Consider the following 19,407-nt stretch of genomic DNA (forward strand, 5'->3'; position numbering starts at 1 on the left):
TATGATCGAGCTTAAGGATATTACAAAAACATTCCGGCAAAAAAATAAAAGTATTAGTGCGCTTTCGGGAGTATCCTTAAAAGTAGAACGCGGAAGGATATTCGGCATCATAGGCCCATCGGGGGCGGGTAAAAGTACGCTCATCAGGTGCGTAAACTTACTGGAGAAACCCGATACCGGCGAGGTGATCGTTGACGGGCAAAACCTGCTCACCATGTCGGCCAGCCAACTGGCTGATGCAAGGCGCCACATCGGGATGATCTTTCAGCATTTCAACCTGCTTTCTTCGCGTACGGTACATGGCAATATTGCCTTCCCGCTTGAGCTGGCCGGCGTATCTGCTGCAGATATCGATACGCGTGTTAACGAGTTACTTTCACTGGTAGGCCTTGAGGATAAGAAGAACAACTATCCGGCAAGCTTATCCGGCGGGCAAAAACAGCGCGTGGCTATTGCCCGTGCTTTGGCTACCAATCCCAAGGTTTTGCTGTGCGATGAGGCTACCAGCGCGCTCGATCCATCTACCACAAACGCCATCTTAAATTTACTTAAGGACATTAACCGCAAATTGCAGATCACCATTTTGCTGATAACGCACGAGATGGAAGTGGTACGGACAATATGCGATGATGTGGCATTGATAAGCGACGGTAAAATAGCAGAACAGTTACCCGTACACGCCATCTTCTCTAACACCGACAGTGTTTTAGCCAAATCATTTATCGGCAATGCGTCGGTTGAGATCCCTCAATATTATCAGGATAAACTTAATAACGCTTCACAACAAAGCGACGAGATATTGGTGAAAGTAACATTTGCCGGTCAGCCATCCAATTCACAGGAGTTCGGTTCATTATCCCGCGAATATGGCGTGAACGTAAACATCATCAGCGGGCGCTTAGAACACGCGGGCGATGTAAAATATGGTGCATTGCTCATTACTTTAAAAGGCAGTCCCGATAACAGGGAGAACGCTTTAGCGTATTTACAACAAGATGGTATCACTACAGAATTGATCGGTCATGTCGGATAGTATGCTACATATATTATTGCAGGGCACTCTGGAGACTGTCCTCATGACCTTTGTATCGTGCCTGTTCGGTTTTGTGCTTGGTTTGCCGGGCGGTGTATTGCTTTTTATGACACGCGAGCATCAGCCTTTGCAAAATAAACCGCTTAACGCCGTGCTGTCGGTGATCGTTAATATATTTCGCTCAATACCGTTTATCATCCTCATTGTGTGGATGATACCGTTTACCAGAACGGTAGTAGGTACTTCTATCGGTGTTAAAGCAGCCATTGTGCCTTTGAGTATTGGTGCCGCACCGTTCATTGCCCGCATGGTAGAGAACAGCCTGTTAGAGATCCCTTACGGATTGATAGAAGCTGCCCGAGCAATGGGAGCGAGGCCGCTGCAGATAATAACCAAACTGCTTTTACCCGAGGCTTTGCCATCGCTGGTTAACAGCGCTACTATTACTTTGATCACATTGGTAGGATATTCTGCTATGGGTGGCGCCGTAGGTGCCGGTGGGTTGGGCCAGATAGGCTACCAGTACGGTTACGTTGGTTATGATATTGTGGTAATGAACGCCGTGTTGTTATTACTTATCGCACTGGTATTTGCCATTCAATTTACAGGAAACTTTATCGCTAAACGGGTTGATCACCGTAAATAATTATATACATGAAAAGATCTTCAATTACATTCGTTACTATAGCTTACATCGCCATATTTTTAACTGCCTGCGGTGGTGAAAAGAAAAATAATGACCCTAACCACATCATCGTGGGGGTGGAATCGGGCCCCGAATTTCAGATAGCCGAGGCTGCGAAAAAAGTTGCCAAAGAGAAATACGGACTTGAAGTTGAACTGGTTACATTTAACGATTATGTGATGCCTAACGAGGCCCTTGCACAGGGCGATCTGGATGTAAATGCCTATCAAAACAAACCTTACCTGGATGTACAGGCCAAACAACGCGGCTATAAATTTGCCCTTGTAGGCAACACCTTTGTTTATCCGCTGGCTGGTTATTCAAAAAAGATAAAGGACATTGAAGACCTGAAGGACGAAAGCACCATCATCATCCCTAACGACCCAACCAACAGCGGCCGTTCCCTGTTGTTACTACAACAAGCCGGACTGATACAACTAAAGGCCGATGTTGGCATGTTCCCAACCCTGGCCGATGTAACAGGCAACCCCAAAAAACTACGCATCCTGGAAATGGAAGCCCCGCAATTGCCACGCTCTCTTGACGACCAAAACGTAGCCATAGCAGTTATTAACGCCACTTTTGCCCGCCCGGCTGGTTTAAACGCTTTGAAAGATGGCATTTTTGTGGAAGACAAAAGTTCGCCCTACGTAAACGCTGTTGTTGCCCGCGAGGATAACAAGAACGAAGAAAAGGTGAAGAAATTTGTGAAGGCCTACCAGTCTGACGAGGTGGATGCCGCCGCACAAAAAGCCTTTGACGGCGGTGCTATAAAAGGCTGGTAATACTGTGTTGTAGATGCTCTTGCCATCATCAAACAACACAGGGGTACGGCAAATGCCAATTACCTTTTGTTCTCGATACCGCTTGATGAGTTGAACACCAATCCATTAACTAAACAGAGTCCCGGGTTTTAAAAATCAAAAAGGCCTGCAATGAGAATTGCAGGCCTTTTATATACAGCGCTAATTCTTAAACTTATCGACCTCAGTTTTCCGGGCTCCAGTAATTACCTGACATGATGATCATACAGATCAGCTTTATGGAGTTATCGTAATAGCCAAAACTCTTATCGATATCATAATCTTTTACGGTTACCAAATTTAAATAAGCCCAGATACTATTAAGCCAGGCCTGGTTTTCTTTGCCAGCCATGGCAGCTACACCAAATGGGGCCACAAAGGAGAGGTGTAAAGCATCGGGTTTGGTATGCAGCCTTGCACCGTTAAGGTAGTAACCGTCTGCAATGGTGCGTGGATTATCTTTTGTCTGTCTTCGGATCCAGTTGTTCATCCGTTTGACTATCAGCTGGCTTCGTAGGTCTCCGTGAAGAACATAATCCAGCCCTACACGCCAGGGGATACGGCAGGCATTATAATCATAAGCGCCACAATTTAGATGTTCATCGCCCTGGAAATCTTTCGGTGCGGGTTTGGGGCCTTTATCAATATCCACCATAAAATCTGGTATAAGGCCGGTTTTTGTATTTTTGGCCTGCATGGCATTAAGAATATTGTAGGTAGAAGTAATAACACGCATCCAACTATCATCAGCCTTAGCCGCAGCGAAGGCCCTCAAATGCGTGGGCATAAAGTCTGATGATCTGGTACTGAAATATTCGCGGTAGCCGGCCTGCTTGCTGTCTTCCTCTACAGCGTTGCTTGACAACATAGCGCCGGATAGCTTATTCACCTCATACATTTTAATATCATCCAATAATGCATGGGCTTTTTCAAGGTAATTTATTTCGCCCTTACTACCCCATTGTTTATTTGCCAGTAGCAAGGAATAGGCAATATCAAGATCGCCGTCTGCAGCCGATGAATTATCCTCTTTCCCGTTATTGTATTGCACCCATTTCATCAGTGTAGTGCCCCGGCTGTTACAGCGGTGTGCATAATAGTAGCGGAACAGCTTATTATAAACGTCTTGGGCATTTTTATCATAACCGGCCATCAGCACAGTGATCACCATGCCGTATCCTTGCCCTTCTGATATTACTTTGTTAACGCCCTTATCATCAGCCAATACGTAGCTTTGGCCCAGCGGTTTTGCCGGTTTAACGTAGCGCGCTTTCCATTGGTCATACAACTTCCCAACCGCTGCATCCATCTTTGCTTGCGAGATATTATTAGGCTTTATGCAGTCAGCACTGTATTTGGCATGATAGGGGAAAGGTCGACTTGCTGCTTGCGGATATACAACCATAGGAGATATCAGTAATAACAGGGCGCATAATTTTGAAACAAGATTTATCATGTTTACCGGCTTTAACCGAAGATAAGCAACAAAAAAGCCCTGTCAAAACAGACAGGGCTTTCCCAAAACAGAATTTAACTGTTCATTATTTTTTTGCCGCGTTCTTTTTATCGGTCACATCTTTACGAAGATCAGTAGCTACTGCTTTGATCTGCTGCAATGCGTTACGGAAACGGGTACCTGCTGCATTGTTGTTTTTTTCGTAGAAAGCCTGGCCTTCTTTTTCTGCGGTCTCAATGAGCGCTTTTAGTTCTGCTAATTTTTCCATTGTCTTAAAATTGTCTTACACATCTTGACTGATGCGCCTGCAAATATAATATAATCCTATTGTTGCAATAAAGATATTCCATCCATCTTAGCCATTGTGTAGGCTATAATACAACAATAAAGTGTATACTGAGGGAAGATATACGGATATGGTTTTAAATACTTTAGCGATGCTCAGTCTTAACCGGGTCTTTAAACAGGTCGTATTTTAATAATTGCCTTAGTTTCTCAAACGCAAGTGACATGTGGCGTTCAACGGTTTTTTCAGATATACAAAGCTTTTCTGCTATCTCACGGTATTTCAAATGCTCATACCTGCTCAGAGTAAATACAGCACGGCATTGCGGCGGCAGGCTATCTACTGCCGTTTTAATTTGTAATGCTATATCTTTATTGTGAAAGGCTTTCTCAAAATCGGCAGGTTGTGAGGCCAAAAGATCGCTGCGTTGAAGATAATTGATGTAAAGGTTCTCTATTTGTTTATGCTTAAGATAGTTTAAACATCGGTTTTGGGTCATCTTAAACAAATACGATTTTAGGGAAACACTTACATCCATCTGTTCGCGTTTTTCCCAAAGTGCAGCAAATACATCGCCTGCAATTTCCTGCGAAATGGATAGATCATTTACAAAACGATTAGCAAATAGCGTTATAAGACGGTAATAGCTCTTGAATATATATTCAAAAGCATTATGATCTCCTTTTTGGAGTTCTTGAATGGTTAGATTTTCGTCTTTTTGCATCCAGGGTAGAATTTTTTTGCTAAAAGCCATTAACAAGGTAGCAAAAAATATGGCTTATAAAAGAAAATATTAAGTTAAATTGATTGTGTTGTTAATATTTTGTTGTTATTTATATGTGTGGGTTGCCATTTTTTAAATTAATTAAAGATTTCTTTAAAAATAATTGGGGGTAAATTAAAGCTGTGTTGTCTTCTCAATAATCATGAAAGAAGAGAACGACATAGAATCGTTACTGATAAGGTATATTTTAAAGGAGGCAACCGAAGCGGAGGCTAACCAGGTGCGCCGTTGGATACAAGCTCATCCCGAAAACGAGCAATACTTTGTACAACTATATGAGGCCTGGCACCAGGCTTTACCATCTGGCACTGATGCCATAGATACCGATAAGGCTTACGCCGATTTTATTACTGAAAGATTTCCTGCACCTGTTAAAGCAAACAAGAAAATATTTAAAGCATCTGTTGCTTTTGCCGGTGTTGCGGCTGTAGCTATCGCATTGTGGTTATTTTACCCAACTAATGTTCAGCCTGATAATACTATAAAACTTTCTGCCGCCCGTGGCGCAAAACGCATGTACAAACTGCAGGACGGTACCATAATATGGCTAAATGCCGGATCGAGATTAGATATCAGCCCCGATTTTAATATAAAGAACCGCACGGTTTATTTAAGCGGCGAAGCATTTTTTGAAATTGGTCCCGTTAAAAAAGGACTTCCTTTTCTGGTTAAAACCAAGAAATTCTCTATTCGCGATATCGGGACTAAATTTAATGTGAAGGCTTATCCTGAGGAAAACCTTTTTGAAGCTTCGGTTATGCAGGGCGAGGTATCGGTAGAGAACGGTGAATTAAAGGGGATGGGTAATAATCGCATTTACCTTAAAGAACACCAGGTGTTGCGTATATCAGCAAACGACCTCAAAGCACCATCGGCCATCCAAAAAGTGCAGAATACTGATTTTGAAAAGATACAGGTATTGCAAATATCACCTGCCCAGCAAATAAATTACTCGGGCTGGAAAGATAACGTGCTTGCTTTTGACAGCAACTCGCTGCGGGAAATAGCTACCGTGCTTGAACGCCATTACAATGTATCTATAGTTATAGCCGATGAGAGACTAAGAGATATCAGATACTCGGGCACTTTTAAAAATGTGGCCACCATTGATGATGTGTTGGGTATTATAGAAGAGAACACTGAGATAAACTATACAAAAGCCGGAAACACAATAACTATTACAGGAAGGAAAAATATATGAGGTAACCTTACAAAAAACAACCCGGAATGCTGCAACATCCCGGGCGCTGTTCAAAATTAATAGCTAATACCCTAACGCTTGGGGAAGCACAGTATTAACTAATTAAACATCACAAATTTATGATTAATTTTTACAGAAAGGCACTTTCGGGGCCATCCCGTTGGCGCAAAATGCTGATTATTATGAAGCTTGTCATCGTGTTGCTCCTCACGGGGCTTATGCAAGTACATGCCAAAGTCTATTCGCAGAAGCTTTTTAGTTTCGATAAAGAGAAAATTTCCGTTTCAGACATGTTTAAGCAGATAGAACGCGGCAGCGACTATTCTATCTTTTACAGGCTCGACCAAGTGGATAAGAACAAGGTGATCTCTGTGCATGCAAAAAACGCAAGCATAGCTGATATAATGAAACAAGTGCTGCAAAACCAGGCGCTTACCTTTCACGTGGTTGATAATATGGTGATTGTAAAACCTGCTGATGGTACAACTGCGCAAGTGTTTACAGTAACCGGGGTGGTTACTGATGAGCAGGGGCAAACACTGCCTGGCGTTACTGTTAAGCTTGCCGGTACTAATGTAGCCACCGTTACCGATGTGCAAGGTAAGTACACCTTAAATCTGCCGGATGGTAATGGCAACCTGGAATTTACGTTTGTAGGCTTTATATCGCAAAATGTACCGGTTAACGGCAGGCAAAACATCAGCATAAAACTAACTGCCGAATCAAAAGCACTAACCGAGGTAGTTGTGGTGGGTTACACTACACAACGTAAAAAAGACCTTACCGGTGCGGTTGCAGTTGTTGATGTTAAAAACCTGAATAAAACAGCTTCGTCATCTGTAACTACGCAATTGCAGGGGCAAGCCTCGGGTGTAACGGTGATAGGATCGGGCCAACCGGGCGAGGAGCCGCAGGTACGTATCCGCGGTTTCAATACTTTTGGCAATAACACGCCATTGTATGTGGTAGATGGTATCCCAACACAGGACGTAAGCACACTGAACCCTAATGATGTGGAGAGTTTCCAGATCTTGAAGGATGCAAGCTCTGCTTCAATTTACGGTGCAAGGGCAGCTAATGGCGTAGTAATTATTACGACAAAACGCGGCAAAGGAAAAGTAAACATCCAATACGATGCTTATTACGGTACACAAGTACCTAAAGGCGGCAACGTATGGCAAACGCTTAACCCGCAGGAGATGGCAAATTTGAAACACCTTGCCCTTACCAACTCAGGCGAGACCGATTTTACCGATGAGCAATACAACCCAAGCGGTACAGGCAGCAAGTTTACCCTGCCGGATTATATTGTGCCTGCAGGTGCCAAAAATGGCGATCCGGCAACAGATCCATCATTATACTACGTTAATCCGTACTATACATCAGGCGATGATTTCAATAGCTTTTATCGCATAACTAAAGCTAACAAGGCCGGTACCGACTGGTATCATGAGATATTTAAAAGTGCGCCTATCACCAGCCACAACATTGCTATAAGCTCGGGTGGCGAAAATGGCAGCTATTTATTCTCTGCAAATTACTATAACCAACAAGGTACTTTGATTGATACCTATCAGAAACGTTATACCATACGTGCCAACAGCTCATACAATTTTAACAAGCATATCCGTGTTGGCGAAAATTTAGCTTATTCAATCACCAAAAATCCGAAAGTAGGCGGTAATAACCCCGATGGGGTTATTACCATGGCCATAAGGCAGCAGCCTATTATCCCGGTTTATGATATTGCCGGTAACTATGCAGGCAGCTACGGCTCGGGTATGGGCGATGCCAACAACCCGGTTGCTATACAGCAACGCTCAAAAGTAAATGGCGATGTGGGTTACCGTATATTCGGTAATATTTATGCCGAGGCCGATTTTCTTAAATCGTTCACTTTCCGCACCTCGTTTGGTGGCGATATAACCAATGGTAACTCGCACTATTTTAATTACCCAACTTATGAAAGTAAGGAGAATGTGCAAACTAATAGTTATGGCGAAGATTCTTACAGTAATTGGAGCTATACCTGGACTAATACTTTAGCCTTTAACAAAGCCGTTGGCAAACACGATTTTAAAGTAGTTGCCGGTACCGAGGCTATTGATGAGTTTGCCAGCAGCCTGGGTGGTACAAGGCAGAACTATTTTTCTTTTGATCCTGATTACGTGAACTTAAGTACCGGTTCGGCATCAGGCGTGGGCAACTATGGGTCACGAAGCCCGGTTTATTCGCTATTCTCCATATTTGGCCGGTTTGATTATAACTACGATGGTAAGTACCTTTTCAATGCAACGTTGCGCCGTGATGGATCATCAAAATTCTCACCCGAGCATAGGTATGGTTATTTCCCGGCAGTTAGCGCGGGTTGGCGTATATCTCAGGAGAGTTTCCTTAAAGGTGTAAAATGGCTTAATGATTTAAAAATACGTGGCGGTTGGGGTATAATGGGTAACCAGAACAACCTCGACCAGGCTAATGCCTACAACACTTATGGATCAAGCATAGGCCAATCCTATTATCCTATTGGCGGCGGTACTACAATAGTGCCCGGTTTTTACCAGCAACACATTGGTAACCCCGATGCTAAATGGGAAAAGGATATCAACAGTAATATTGGTTTTGATGCTACCTTGTTTAACAACATGATATCTATCACGGCCGATTATTATCGTAAAGATATCAAAGACCTTTTATTTGCTCCCGAACGTTTAGGCACCGAGGGCAATGGTGATGTACCTTACGTTAACATTTCGCAGATGCGTACAGATGGGTTAGATGTAGCGGTGACCGGTAATTTTAAGGCAAACAATGATCTTGCCTTTAACACCACGTTATCAGTAACCACTTACAACAATAAGATCATCAAGTTAACTAATAACGCCACCTATTTTTATTCGGATATTTCGCGAAGGTTTGATGTAAATATGGTGCGGAACGAGGTTGGGCACCCGATAGGGCAGTTCTATGGTTATAAAATTGCCGGATTCTGGAACTCACAGCAAGAGATAGATGCTGCAAATGCCAAAGTGATCACAGCTACCGGAAACCCTGATGCTGTTTATCAAAATGATACTAAACCCGGTCGTTTCCGCTATGTAGACGTTAATGGCGACGGTGTGATAAACGATGCCGACCGCACATTCATCGGCGACCCAAATCCTGATTTTACCGCGGGCCTTAATCTTGGTGTTACTTACAAGAACTTTGATTTCAATATGCTGCTTTACGGATCATTCGGTAACCAGATCTGGAACAACGTAAAGTATTGGAGAGATTTCTATTCATCGTTTGAAACGGCTAAAAGTTACACCGCATTGTATGATTCGTGGACCCCTACCAACCATAATGCTAAAGCGCCAATACAAGAGTTAGATGCATCTACAAGCAGTGGCTCAACGCCTAACTCTTACTTTGTAGAGAATGGCACTTACCTAAGGGCACGTAACGCGCAGATAGGCTATACTTTTAATAACCTTAAAAAAGTGGGAATCCAAAAGCTGAGGGTTTATTTTTCGGCCACCAATCTTTTCACCATCACCGGTTATAAAGGTACCGACCCTGAGCTGAACGGCGGTGTACTCAACTTTGGTATTGATGAAGGTACATACGCCAGCCCGCACACATTTTTAGTAGGCCTTAATGTTTCATTATAATCTAAACCATTTAGTTTATGAAATCGAAAGTATTAATAACAACCATACTTGCAAGCGCCGTAACATTAAGTGCCTGTAAGAAATTTTTAGATAAACCACTTACCGGTGCGCTTGAGGCACCGCTATTGGAAACAAAAGAAGGCGTAAGCCAACTGCTGATAGGAACTTATGCTGTTTTAGACGGCCAACAGGGTGGCGATGCTGCCATAGGCGGCGGTGGGGCCTGGGAAGCCTCGCCGGACAACTGGATCTACGGTGGTATTGCCGGTGGCGATGCCAACAAGGGTAGCGACCCCGGCGATCAAACGCCTATCGAATCCATCTCCAAATTTACTACCGACCCCACAAATGGTTTTCTTAACAGCAAATGGAAGGCAGATTACGAAGGTATATCGCGCGCTAATTTTGTGCTTAAAACCATTGCCAAGGTAAACGGCTATCCCGAAGGAGAGAAAGAGAATGTGATAGCGCAAGCGCGTTTTCTGAGGGCGCATTACTATTTCGACCTTAAGAAGATGTTTGATAAAGTGCCTTATATCGATGAAACCACTACTGATTTTAATCAGCCTAACAATACCGATATATGGCCAAAAATTGAGGACGATTTTAAGTACGCCTATGATAATTTGTTAGGTGTGCAGGATGATGCCGGCAGGGCTAATAAATGGGCAGCGGGTGTATACCTGGCCAAAACGTACCTGTATGAGCATAAGTATCCCGAAGCACGTGATATTTTTGAAACTGTAATTACCGAAGGTACAACTGCAAACGGCCAAAAATACAAGCTGAACGATAACTTTGAGGATAACTTTAGGGCTGCTACTAATAACAGTGCCGAATCGGTTTTTGCAGTACAGGCTGCTGCCAATGTTGATCCTGATGGTATCTCAAATGCCAACAACGGTGATATGCTTAACTTCCCTTACGGCGAGGGTAGCCCTTTTGGTTGTTGTGGATTTTACCAGCCATCAATTGACCTGGTGAACCACTTCCGTACCGACCCAACCAACGGCTTGCCATATTTGGATACCTATAATGATCATCCTATTAAAACAGACATGGGTGTATCATCGGGCCAGGCCTTTACACCTGATGCTGAAACAATTGACCCACGTTTAGATTGGACAGCAGGCCGCCGTGGTATCCCATACCTGGATTGGGGTGTACACCCGGGTAACAACTGGGTACGTAACCAATCGTACGCTGGTCCGTACTCACCAATAAAAATGGTTTACGGGCAGGCAACACAGGATACTGAAGGTGATGGCCATACCTGGGCACCTGGTTCGGGTATCAACAATAATATTATCCGTTTTTCTGATGTATTACTGATGGATGCCGAAACACAAGCACAAACCGGCAACCTGGCCCGCGCCATGGCATTGGTGAACATGGTAAGGGAAAGGGCAGCAAACCCGGTAGGGTGGGTGTACACCTATAAAAACCCCGCCAAACCTACCGGTGGCTTTACTACCACACCTGCTGCTAATTATAAAGTTGGCCAATATAACATGACCTATTTTGCCAGTAAAGAAAGTGCCTTGAAAGCCATTTATTATGAGCGTAAAATAGAGCTGGCTTTAGAAGGGCATCGCTTTTTTGACCTGGTACGCTGGGGTATTGCAGCCCAGGAGATCAATGCTTACCTTACTTTCCAGGGTAAGTTTACATCTGATGTTAGAGGCGGCCGCTTCACTGCCGGTAAAAACGAGATCTACCCTATACCGCAAAGGCAGATAGACCTTTCGGGCGCTGGCGGAGCATCAAAACTCATTCAAAATAAAGGTTATTAATATTACCTAAACCTAATCTAAAAAGCCTGCAGGAGTAATTTCCTGCAGGCTTTTGTTTTTTACAAGCATTCAGGACTATTGGAAATTTCTTAACGATGAGTGTGTTTTAAATTTGATTAAACGCTAACTAAACATCTTAAATCAAACACATTATGAAAATGAAAACGCTCTACATATTGTCAATGGCTCTTATGGCATTTGCATCATGTAAAAAGGACATCACTGCACAACAAACCAAGGTTGCAGGTGGTACCACTGCTGCCGATGGCGACAGGCCAAAAACGGCCAATGCTACCGTCCAGTTCTCGGGTTATACCTGGACGGTTAAAAACACCGGTACCAACACACAAGGCCCCGGCCCCAACTACTGGAACCAGCAAAATGTTTGGGTTGATGGCAACGGCTGGCTGCACCTTAAAATGGCCAAGAATACTACTACCAACCGTTGGGAATGTGCCGAAGTACAAAGCACTACAAACTTTGGTTACGGTACCTACCAGTGGCAGGTTGATGGAGCAGTAGACCAGCTTGATAAGAACGTTGTGTTAGGTTTCTTTAACTACAACGGCGTTGATGGCCAGCACGAAATGGATATTGAATTTGCCAAATGGGGTGTTGCAACTAACGCGCCTTTAAACTATACGGTTTACCCGCCAACAGCAGGGGGCTCAACCTTTCATCAGGCTTATAATTTTAACCTAAGCGGCGGTACTTATACCACGCACAGGTTTAAACGTACATCAAGCAGTGTGGTGTTTAAGGCAATGGGTGGATTTTATGATAACGATACTAACCTGTTCCAAACGGCTACCTGTGCTTCGCCTTATGCGGTATCAACTTTAAGCATGCCTATCTACATGAATTTGTGGCTGTTTCAGGGTAATGCGCCTACTAATAATGCAAATGTAGAAGTGGTGATACACAGCTTTAAATTCACGCCCCTATAACTAATATATCATAACAAATTGCTAACTTAATAACGGCGCAGTTGGAGCTGTGCCGTTATCTAAACTGACCAACAATATGACAACAAAACTACCCTCACAAAAAGGATTGGTGATATGGTTACTGGGCCTCTCTGGCGCGGGTAAAACCACCATCGCTGCGTTGTTAGAACAAAAATTATCGTTAGATGGCTATTACAGCATCCGTTTAGATGGCGATGCCCTGCGCGAGACCGTTAACAAAGGCCTGGGCTTTAGTGCGGATGAACGCGCAGAGAACATCAGGCGTACTGCCGAGATGGCTGCTTTGTTGACTGCAAATAATGCCATCACCATTTGCTCGCTTATTACCCCGCTAAATGCACACAGGGACATAGTCCGCAACATATTGGGGCAGAGTTACTTTGAAGTATTTGTTGATTGCCCCCTTGAGGTTTGCGCAGAGCGCGATGTAAAAGGTTTATACCAGCAAGCATTTAAAAAGCAGATCACCAACTTTACCGGTATAGGCTCGTCATTTGAAGCGCCAACCGAGCCATGGTTAACCCTGCAAGCCGATAAAACTACCGCGCAGGAGTGCACCAATAAATTATACCAGGCTATTTTGCCTTACATCAGCGTCCCTCAAACGGTACCCGGCATACAAAGCCCGGATTTCGCAGAGAAAGCTTATTATATACAAACGCTTCGCCGTTAATACCCTGCATAATAGCGCCGCTTTGCAGGGCAATGGCGTGGCCGGCGGCAGTGTCCCACTCCATGGTAGGTCCTTTACGGTAATAGATCTGCGCAAGGCCTTCGGCGATTAAACAGAATTTAAGCGAGCTGCCCGCACTCAGTTGTTCGGTAACGGGGAAAGCGCTCAGGTATTCGGCCTCAGAACCATCTGCATGTGAGCGACTTCCTACTGATACCCAGTCATCTGGTTTTTCAGTCGCTTTTATTTGCACGGCATCCTCGCCGGTAAGCTGCTTAAAGCTTCCGTTGGCATCGCCGTAGTAAAGTGTCTCTTTACAGGGAACATAGATAACGCCAAGCACAGGCGCATCCTTATGGATAAGCGCAATGTTGACCGTGAACTCGCCGTTGCGGTTAATGAACTCCTTGGTGCCGTCAAGCGGATCAACACACCAGTAGTAATCCCAATTCTTGCGCACCTCACAATCCACATCGGCAGATTCTTCTGATAATACGGGTATCTCGGGATAAGCTTTTTCCAGTCCGGCTACGATCACCTCGTTCGAGCGCATATCAGCCAGTGTAAGAGGGGAGTTATCAGATTTATATGATACTGACGATGCAGCCTGCTCATCATTATAAACTTCAAGAATAGCTTTGCCTGCCTCAATGGCAATGGCGTTTATTTTTTGGATATCGATGTTCATTTTCAAACACTTTGAGGCATTGTGGCCCTTGCCTTTATACTTTTCACTATTTCTTCCTGCGGGCGGCGATTTTCCAGGTCAGATGGGCGGGCTTCAACCAGAGTTTCTTTCTTCAGTTGGGTATTAATAGCCGTGTATTCCTTTATCTTTTCGTCGGTAAGCAGTTCACCGGCAAATATATGTTTATTGCTTTCATTTATGCCGCTGTGCAGCTGGTAACCCAGATCGGTAAGCGCGCTGCCGGCCACCAGTTCAAATATCTGCAGGTCGTTATCTTTAAAAACGGAGTTGTATTTACCGGTATTATCTTTTATGATGGGCTTTTTAAGGTTGCTCCACATCTCGCCGGCCTCGGCAGTTAGTTTAGAATTTTTTGATTCGTAGAATGATAGCATCGATTCTACATAAGGGATATCCAGAAACGCACACAGTTGTTTCACTGTACTTTCAGGTTCTGCTATCAGGGTTTCATAGTTGAGCTTATAGAAGCGGTCTGCCGGCATTTGTTTCTCTAACCGGAGAGATGCAGCCTGATCGTGCTGCCATTGTTTAGCGAGGTGATAGGCATGCTTTTCGCCCACTACTGCTTTTTTGAAGGAAGCTGCCACATCCCGGCCATCGCGATACAGGTAAATGTATTTTAGGTTAAGGCCTGCAGCTTCCAATTCATCAGCATAATGCACGTTGGCCATGCTTTTACAGCACCAGTAACGGGCTTGCTTGGTTTTGGCGGCTTGCTCGTATATCAGCCTGTTCAGCTCATATAATGAGTACATGCGTGAGGCCCGGAAGATCTCCTTTTTATCGAACATGATACCATCCCAGGGCACGGGGTTAGCATTTACGTAATCTACCACATCATTCACCAGCATGCGGTATGAGGTTTCGTCCATGTCGCCATAAAGTGGCAACAATGGCACAAAAGTAGTGAGGATGTGCGGCGGGTGTGGGGATGCCAGTTCATCTGATTGATCGAGGATAACCCTTAACAAGTTTGAGCCCGAGCGTTGCGTGCCGATGATCTGGATGCCGTCAAATGTAGTTCTCATATAAAATTGATTAGGGTTCCTGCCAGGATTGCGCCCAGTACCAGGTAAACCGGGCTTACTTTGTATTTAAAATTGAGGATAAAACTTATGGCTAATATGCTGCAAAATAGCCAATCGATATGTTGCCCGGCCATTAGTTTCCATGCCGATGAAATTATGAGTGCCACCACAACAGTTTTTACGCCTGCCAGCAGGTTCTTAACCGTTTTATTGGCCTGGTGATTATTGATGAACGTGTTTACCACCACACTCAGGAAAACTGCCGGTGCAAAAATGGCTACAGTGGCTATCAACGCGCCTGCAAAGCCTGCAGCTTTGTAACCAATAAATGTGGCACTTATCAAAATAGGGCCAGGTGTAGCCTGGCTGAATGCTATCGCATCGATAAATTCTTTACCGGTTAACCAATGCAACTCGTTCACAAAAAGCGATTGCATAATGGGGATCATCACATAACCGCCACCAAAAAGCGAGAGGCTGATACCAGCGAATATCAGTATCAGTTTTAAAGTGCCGTTACTGATATTACGCGTGTTGTTGGTGAAGAAAATTACCTGATTAATGGCAAGCAGTCCGAGCGCTATCTTTTCTAAAAGACTAATGTTGCCCTTTTCAATACTGTTGTCGTTTTGCGCTTCTTTTTGCTGGAGTTGCAGCAATACACCTGCAATGCCGCCGGCAATTAATATCAGTATAGAAACAATGTAGTTAGCGCTGTAAATTAAAGTAGCCAGCGCTACCCCGAAAATGATGAGCTTGGTGTTGTTACCCAGCAGTTCCTTTTTAAATAGCTGAAAGCCTGTGGCCAAAATTACTGCGCAAACTGTACCGGTAACGTAGCTTAAAATACCGGTACTGCTAAAAAATGCCCGCTGACTAAAATATGCCCATGACAATACCAGCATCAGGATAAATGCGGGCAGGATAATACCCACCGTACTTGCCACCGCACCGCGGCCTTTACGCAATTGGTAGCCCAACTGACCAACAACATTCACCGCTAATGGCCCTGGCAGCAAACTGGCAATACCAACACTGCTTAGCACCTGCTCGTTATCAATCACCTTATCGCGCTCAACCAGTATGCGTTGCACTACTGAAACCAGCGCCATGTGCCCGCCGAAGGATACCATGCCTATCTTAAAAAAGGTAAAGAACAGGTAGCTAAGCGATACGCTTTCGCTTTTTGCCTGTGTATGTTCTTCAGTAGCAATATTAATTACTGCTTTCATTTAAACGTTGGTTTTGTGTACAAAAAATCGTCTATCTCTTCCAGCCGGTAAGGGTCGCCGCCTACCTGGATGCGCCAAAGTATTTTGCCTTTCATATCTGTTATGAGAAAGGAGCGAGGATCTGTTAAACAGAATAACACTTTATCTTTCTTTTTACCAAACAACGCGGCGCTGCCTTTTGCCGTGGTATAATACTCTGGTGGCAGGGTTACGATGTTTAATGCTTTTGCTTCCTTCTGTGCCTCATCCAGCTTAAATATCATGGCGCGGGAGATGTGCGTTTTATCACCGTTATCTAACAACATATAGTTGCCGTCCTGCACCGGATGGATGTAATGCTGCGCGTGAAAATACTCTGCAGGCGCCATCCTCATATCACCTTTCTCGCCAAATTTCCAAAGCACCTTGCCTGTCTTAAAATCTATCTTCCAAATCTGGTTCAGGTCACGGAACGACATCAGGAAGTTACCATCAGGCAGTCGGAAAGCTGCATTGCCGTGTACCCAATCCTTTTTATGTTTCAATATTTCCGGATCGGCCAGCGGATCTAAATGGTCAAGCACCGACCATTCCCAAAGCTTTTTGCCTGCTTTGCTGAAAAGTACCAAACCATCTCCTTTAACGGTATCCTGTTGTTTACCTTTTACAGAGGAGAGATCGACTATCTTTTGAGTGAAGGTTAAGGAGTAGATGTTTCCATCCTTATCCTTGCGCACCTCGTGGTGCACCAGCTTATCCATATCGCCCTTTCCTTTTTTGAGGTGGGTGATGATCTTACCATCCAGTCCCATCTCAATTATCTCGTCGCCGCCTGATGATGGGATTTTCTCGGGGCCAACAATAGCCAGTATGGTTTTATCCTTTGTCCAGTGGCTAACCTTTACACCTTTTTTGAAAGGTTCATACCAAACTATTTCGCCTTTACTATCGATGATCACCATTGAGCCTGGTTCTGTCAAAATCTGGGTGAGGAAGTATTTGTTCTTCAGTTCGGGTTTCAACGCGCTGTCTACCTGTTCTAAAGTAAAGTAGGGGGTAGCCTGATAGATAGGTTGGGTGACCAGCGGATAGGTTTTGCTCTCAACCACATCCCCGTCAACAGCTGCCTGTACTTTGAACTGGTACCTCGTTCTGCCTTCGGTAGCTGTAATGAATAGTTTGTGATTGCTGCCATCTGCTGATACTTTGGTGTACAAGGTATCTTTCGTACCCGTCTTCCAATAAGCCAACACGGTATTGCAATTGCGCGTGGTTTGCACATTAACCTGGAAGCGTAAGCGATTTGCCGGAAGCTTCACCAACTCAATATGTTTTATACGCAGCGGACGCAAGTCATCTTTGTATAAATACAAAATGATTGCGCCTGCTAATCCTGCTAATGCTAATAATATGGTGAGTATTTTGTCTTTTTTAATCACACAGTATGGTTTAAGAGCAAATAATAAAACCCAAATGGAAAAGATACCGCAAAAACGGTATCCTTCCAAAAGGGTACTCTCATGTAAAAAAATTATCGTCTAACGCGGCCGTCGTTAAGGCTTTGGTTAAGCGATGTATTGCTTTGGATCTCGTTAAGCGGATACGGGTAAAGCGCATAATTTACCGCATCAGAATACGTATTAGGGTCTTTAAGTGTAGGAACTACTTTTTCCTTGAACTTCACCAGTGAGGTAGGGCTGTTACCGGCTTCCCTGCTCCAGCGGATCAGGTCATCGCGGCGGCGGCCTTCCATAAAGAATTCTTTGTTACGCTCATCAAAAATGGCATCGCGCAAAGCAGCTTTACTACCAAAACTGGCCAGAGTATATTCTGTTAATCCTGCGCGGCTGCGGATCTGGTTAACCAGCGTAACACTTTCCTGATTAGGGCCGTTCAATTCGTTCAGGGCTTCGGCACGCATCAGTAACACATCCGCGTAGCGCAAAATGGTTACGTTGTTAAAACCCGAGTAGTTATAATTACCCGTATGCGGATATTTTAAGTTGTAAACAAAGGTCGCCAAAATAGTATCCCTGCCTGCAGCAGTAGCCTCGCCGCCATATTGTTTTGGCACGGCCATTATCTGCCCATATATGGTGCGGAACTTACCGGTCAGCAGGTCACGACGTGCATCTGCCGGATCAAAAATAGAATAGAACGACAGGTTAAGCGGGAAGTTACCCCAGCCGCGGTTATAATCCCATGGGGTTGAGTTTTGCCCAAAGCTGTTTGAGTTGATGGTATAAGCATCTACCTCACTTGATGATTTCAGTACGAAGATAAACTCGTTATCAGAGCGGTTATCGCGCGAGAACAGGGAAACTACACCACCTTCGGCACGGGTGCGCAGGTCGTAGTTTTTGTTCATCACCTCGGCCAGTTTATCAGCAGCCTTTTTCCATTCCAACCGGCGCATGTATAAGCGACCAAGCAATGCCTTAGCAGCGCCGGATGTAGCGCGGGCAACTTCAGATGCAGCGTAAGTTTCAGGCAGGTTAGCCTCAGCATATTCCAGGTCGGCAATCATGGCATCTTCAACCTTTGATTGCTCGGTTAAAGGCGGGTTTTCATCAGCCTCAGTATACTGCGAAGATGGTTTGATGAACAACGGCACATTACCCCAAAGCGAAGTAGCATCATAATAAGCCAAAGCACGCAGGAAGCGTACTTCGCCCAAATGTTGTCTCTTCAATGCATCGCTTGAGCCATTGGCCACATAATCGATATTTTTGATGATCTCTTCAGACTCGTTAGCCCTCGATACCAGGCGGAAGATACTTGTCCACACATCATTAATGGTGGCGTTGTTAGCATCATAGGTCAATTGATCTAACTGTACGCCCTGGCGGGCAGTTAGGGTAGTGGTAACCACATCGCCCGGATACTCATACAACCAGTAAAGGAAACCTGCATAGTAGCCGTAGCCGCCGTTATCTTTTAAGCCGGCGTAAGTGCCACGTACAGCTTGTTCGCCATTGGCGGGTTTGGTTAGCGTATTGGCATCAAAAACCGAATAGGTTTCTTCTTTAAGCCCGTTTTTACAACTCAGCGCAGCAATGCTGATAGAGCCGGCTAACAGTATGATATTTTTATTAAGTTTCATGTTTGTAATAGCTTAAAA

General features: G+C 44.5%; 16 protein-coding genes. 8 read left to right on the forward strand and 8 right to left on the reverse strand.

Annotated elements, in window-relative coordinates:
- Position 1: 1 nt before the first annotated feature.
- The 3 genes from D0C36_RS00095 to metQ are packed head-to-tail and all read left to right on the forward strand — an operon-like array spanning position 2 to position 2,503.
- Positions 2–1,033 (forward strand): methionine ABC transporter ATP-binding protein, encoded by a 1,032-nt coding sequence (locus tag D0C36_RS00095; protein ID WP_117389568.1) that lies wholly within the window; start codon positions 2–4, stop codon positions 1,031–1,033.
- 1 nt (position 1,034) lies between these two features.
- Positions 1,035–1,679: a methionine ABC transporter permease MetI gene (metI, locus tag D0C36_RS00100; RefSeq protein WP_394339835.1), complete on the forward strand. Its 645-nt coding sequence runs from the start codon at positions 1,035–1,037 to the stop codon at positions 1,677–1,679.
- 8 nt (positions 1,680–1,687) lie between these two features.
- Entirely contained in the window at positions 1,688–2,503 is an 816-nt protein-coding gene (gene metQ / locus D0C36_RS00105) for a methionine ABC transporter substrate-binding lipoprotein MetQ (RefSeq protein ID WP_117389570.1), read from the forward strand.
- A 202-nt stretch (positions 2,504–2,705) separates the two neighbouring features.
- On the opposite strand, the gene D0C36_RS00110 is transcribed toward metQ, so the two are convergent.
- From D0C36_RS00110 to D0C36_RS00120, 3 genes are all read right to left on the reverse strand, one after another.
- Positions 2,706–3,830: a glycosyl hydrolase family 8 gene (locus D0C36_RS00110; RefSeq protein WP_158557043.1), complete on the reverse strand. Its 1,125-nt coding sequence runs from the start codon at positions 3,828–3,830 to the stop codon at positions 2,706–2,708.
- Positions 3,831–4,062: 232 nt separating this feature from the next.
- The gene (locus tag D0C36_RS00115; RefSeq protein ID WP_117389572.1) at positions 4,063–4,245 is read right to left on the reverse strand and encodes a histone H1; all 183 of its coding nucleotides are present in this window, start codon (positions 4,243–4,245) and stop codon (positions 4,063–4,065) included.
- A gap of 163 nt (positions 4,246–4,408) precedes the next feature.
- Entirely contained in the window at positions 4,409–4,987 is a 579-nt protein-coding gene (locus D0C36_RS00120; RefSeq protein ID WP_158557044.1) for an RNA polymerase sigma-70 factor, read from the reverse strand.
- 202 nt (positions 4,988–5,189) lie between these two features.
- Between D0C36_RS00120 and D0C36_RS00125 the strand changes: the two genes are divergently transcribed.
- The 5 genes from D0C36_RS00125 to cysC all read left to right on the forward strand — a co-directional run bounded on the left by D0C36_RS00125 (position 5,190) and on the right by cysC (position 13,338).
- The gene (locus D0C36_RS00125; protein ID WP_117389574.1) at positions 5,190–6,248 is read left to right on the forward strand and encodes a FecR family protein; all 1,059 of its coding nucleotides are present in this window, start codon (positions 5,190–5,192) and stop codon (positions 6,246–6,248) included.
- A 182-nt stretch (positions 6,249–6,430) separates the two neighbouring features.
- Entirely contained in the window at positions 6,431–9,904 is a 3,474-nt protein-coding gene (locus D0C36_RS00130; protein WP_199501942.1) for a TonB-dependent receptor, read from the forward strand.
- A 17-nt stretch (positions 9,905–9,921) separates the two neighbouring features.
- Positions 9,922–11,697, forward strand: coding sequence for a RagB/SusD family nutrient uptake outer membrane protein (locus D0C36_RS00135; protein WP_117389576.1), 1,776 nt, complete (start codon positions 9,922–9,924; stop codon positions 11,695–11,697).
- Between the two features lie 158 nt (positions 11,698–11,855).
- On the forward strand, positions 11,856–12,644 hold the full coding sequence (locus D0C36_RS00140; RefSeq protein WP_117391305.1) for a glycoside hydrolase family 16 protein: 789 nt from the start codon (positions 11,856–11,858) through the stop codon (positions 12,642–12,644).
- Positions 12,645–12,720: 76 nt separating this feature from the next.
- On the forward strand, positions 12,721–13,338 hold the full coding sequence (gene cysC, locus D0C36_RS00145; protein WP_117391306.1) for an adenylyl-sulfate kinase: 618 nt from the start codon (positions 12,721–12,723) through the stop codon (positions 13,336–13,338).
- Here the strand turns inward: cysC and cysQ are convergent.
- The 5 genes from cysQ to D0C36_RS00170 all read right to left on the reverse strand — a co-directional run bounded on the left by cysQ (position 13,256) and on the right by D0C36_RS00170 (position 19,389).
- Positions 13,256–14,026 (reverse strand): 3'(2'),5'-bisphosphate nucleotidase CysQ, encoded by a 771-nt coding sequence (gene cysQ / locus D0C36_RS00150; protein WP_117389577.1) that lies wholly within the window; start codon positions 14,024–14,026, stop codon positions 13,256–13,258. The genes cysC and cysQ overlap by 83 nt on opposite strands.
- Positions 14,027–14,028: 2 nt before the next feature.
- Positions 14,029–15,075 (reverse strand): sulfotransferase family protein, encoded by a 1,047-nt coding sequence (locus tag D0C36_RS00155; RefSeq protein WP_117389578.1) that lies wholly within the window; start codon positions 15,073–15,075, stop codon positions 14,029–14,031.
- Positions 15,072–16,307, reverse strand: a complete 1,236-nt coding sequence (gene chrA, locus D0C36_RS00160; RefSeq protein ID WP_117389579.1) for a chromate efflux transporter — start codon at positions 16,305–16,307, stop codon at positions 15,072–15,074. Before chrA ends, D0C36_RS00155 begins: the two co-directional genes overlap by 4 nt.
- On the reverse strand, positions 16,304–17,725 hold the full coding sequence (locus D0C36_RS00165) for an aryl-sulfate sulfotransferase (RefSeq protein ID WP_158557045.1): 1,422 nt from the start codon (positions 17,723–17,725) through the stop codon (positions 16,304–16,306). The genes chrA and D0C36_RS00165 overlap by 4 nt, the downstream gene beginning before the upstream one ends.
- A 92-nt stretch (positions 17,726–17,817) precedes the next feature.
- Positions 17,818–19,389: a RagB/SusD family nutrient uptake outer membrane protein gene (locus D0C36_RS00170; RefSeq protein WP_117389581.1), complete on the reverse strand. Its 1,572-nt coding sequence runs from the start codon at positions 19,387–19,389 to the stop codon at positions 17,818–17,820.
- Positions 19,390–19,407: the final 18 nt, after the last annotated feature.

It is taken from the genome of Mucilaginibacter conchicola, from assembly GCF_003432115.1.
In the GTDB taxonomy this organism is placed as follows: domain Bacteria; phylum Bacteroidota; class Bacteroidia; order Sphingobacteriales; family Sphingobacteriaceae; genus Mucilaginibacter; species Mucilaginibacter conchicola.

Bases quoted from the DNA above. Each gene is read 5' to 3' on its own strand.
- cysC (WP_117391306.1), top strand. From the start codon at position 12,721: ATGACAACAAAACTACCCTCACAAAAAGGATTGGTGATATGGTTACTG.
- D0C36_RS00135 (WP_117389576.1), top strand. From the start codon at position 9,922: ATGAAATCGAAAGTATTAATAACAACCATACTTGCAAGCGCCGTAACA.
- D0C36_RS00115 (WP_117389572.1), bottom strand. From the start codon at position 4,245: ATGGAAAAATTAGCAGAACTAAAAGCGCTCATTGAGACCGCAGAAAAA.
- metQ (WP_117389570.1), top strand. From the start codon at position 1,688: ATGAAAAGATCTTCAATTACATTCGTTACTATAGCTTACATCGCCATA.
- chrA (WP_117389579.1), bottom strand. From the start codon at position 16,307: ATGAAAGCAGTAATTAATATTGCTACTGAAGAACATACACAGGCAAAA.
- D0C36_RS00170 (WP_117389581.1), bottom strand. From the start codon at position 19,389: ATGAAACTTAATAAAAATATCATACTGTTAGCCGGCTCTATCAGCATT.
- D0C36_RS00140 (WP_117391305.1), top strand. From the start codon at position 11,856: ATGAAAACGCTCTACATATTGTCAATGGCTCTTATGGCATTTGCATCA.
- D0C36_RS00125 (WP_117389574.1), top strand. From the start codon at position 5,190: ATGAAAGAAGAGAACGACATAGAATCGTTACTGATAAGGTATATTTTA.
- D0C36_RS00155 (WP_117389578.1), bottom strand. From the start codon at position 15,075: ATGAGAACTACATTTGACGGCATCCAGATCATCGGCACGCAACGCTCG.
- D0C36_RS00095 (WP_117389568.1), top strand. From the start codon at position 2: ATGATCGAGCTTAAGGATATTACAAAAACATTCCGGCAAAAAAATAAA.
- cysQ (WP_117389577.1), bottom strand. From the start codon at position 14,026: ATGAACATCGATATCCAAAAAATAAACGCCATTGCCATTGAGGCAGGC.
- D0C36_RS00120 (WP_158557044.1), bottom strand. From the start codon at position 4,987: ATGCAAAAAGACGAAAATCTAACCATTCAAGAACTCCAAAAAGGAGAT.
- metI (WP_394339835.1), top strand. From the start codon at position 1,035: ATGCTACATATATTATTGCAGGGCACTCTGGAGACTGTCCTCATGACC.
- D0C36_RS00130 (WP_199501942.1), top strand. From the start codon at position 6,431: ATGAAGCTTGTCATCGTGTTGCTCCTCACGGGGCTTATGCAAGTACAT.
- D0C36_RS00110 (WP_158557043.1), bottom strand. From the start codon at position 3,830: ATGGATGCAGCGGTTGGGAAGTTGTATGACCAATGGAAAGCGCGCTAC.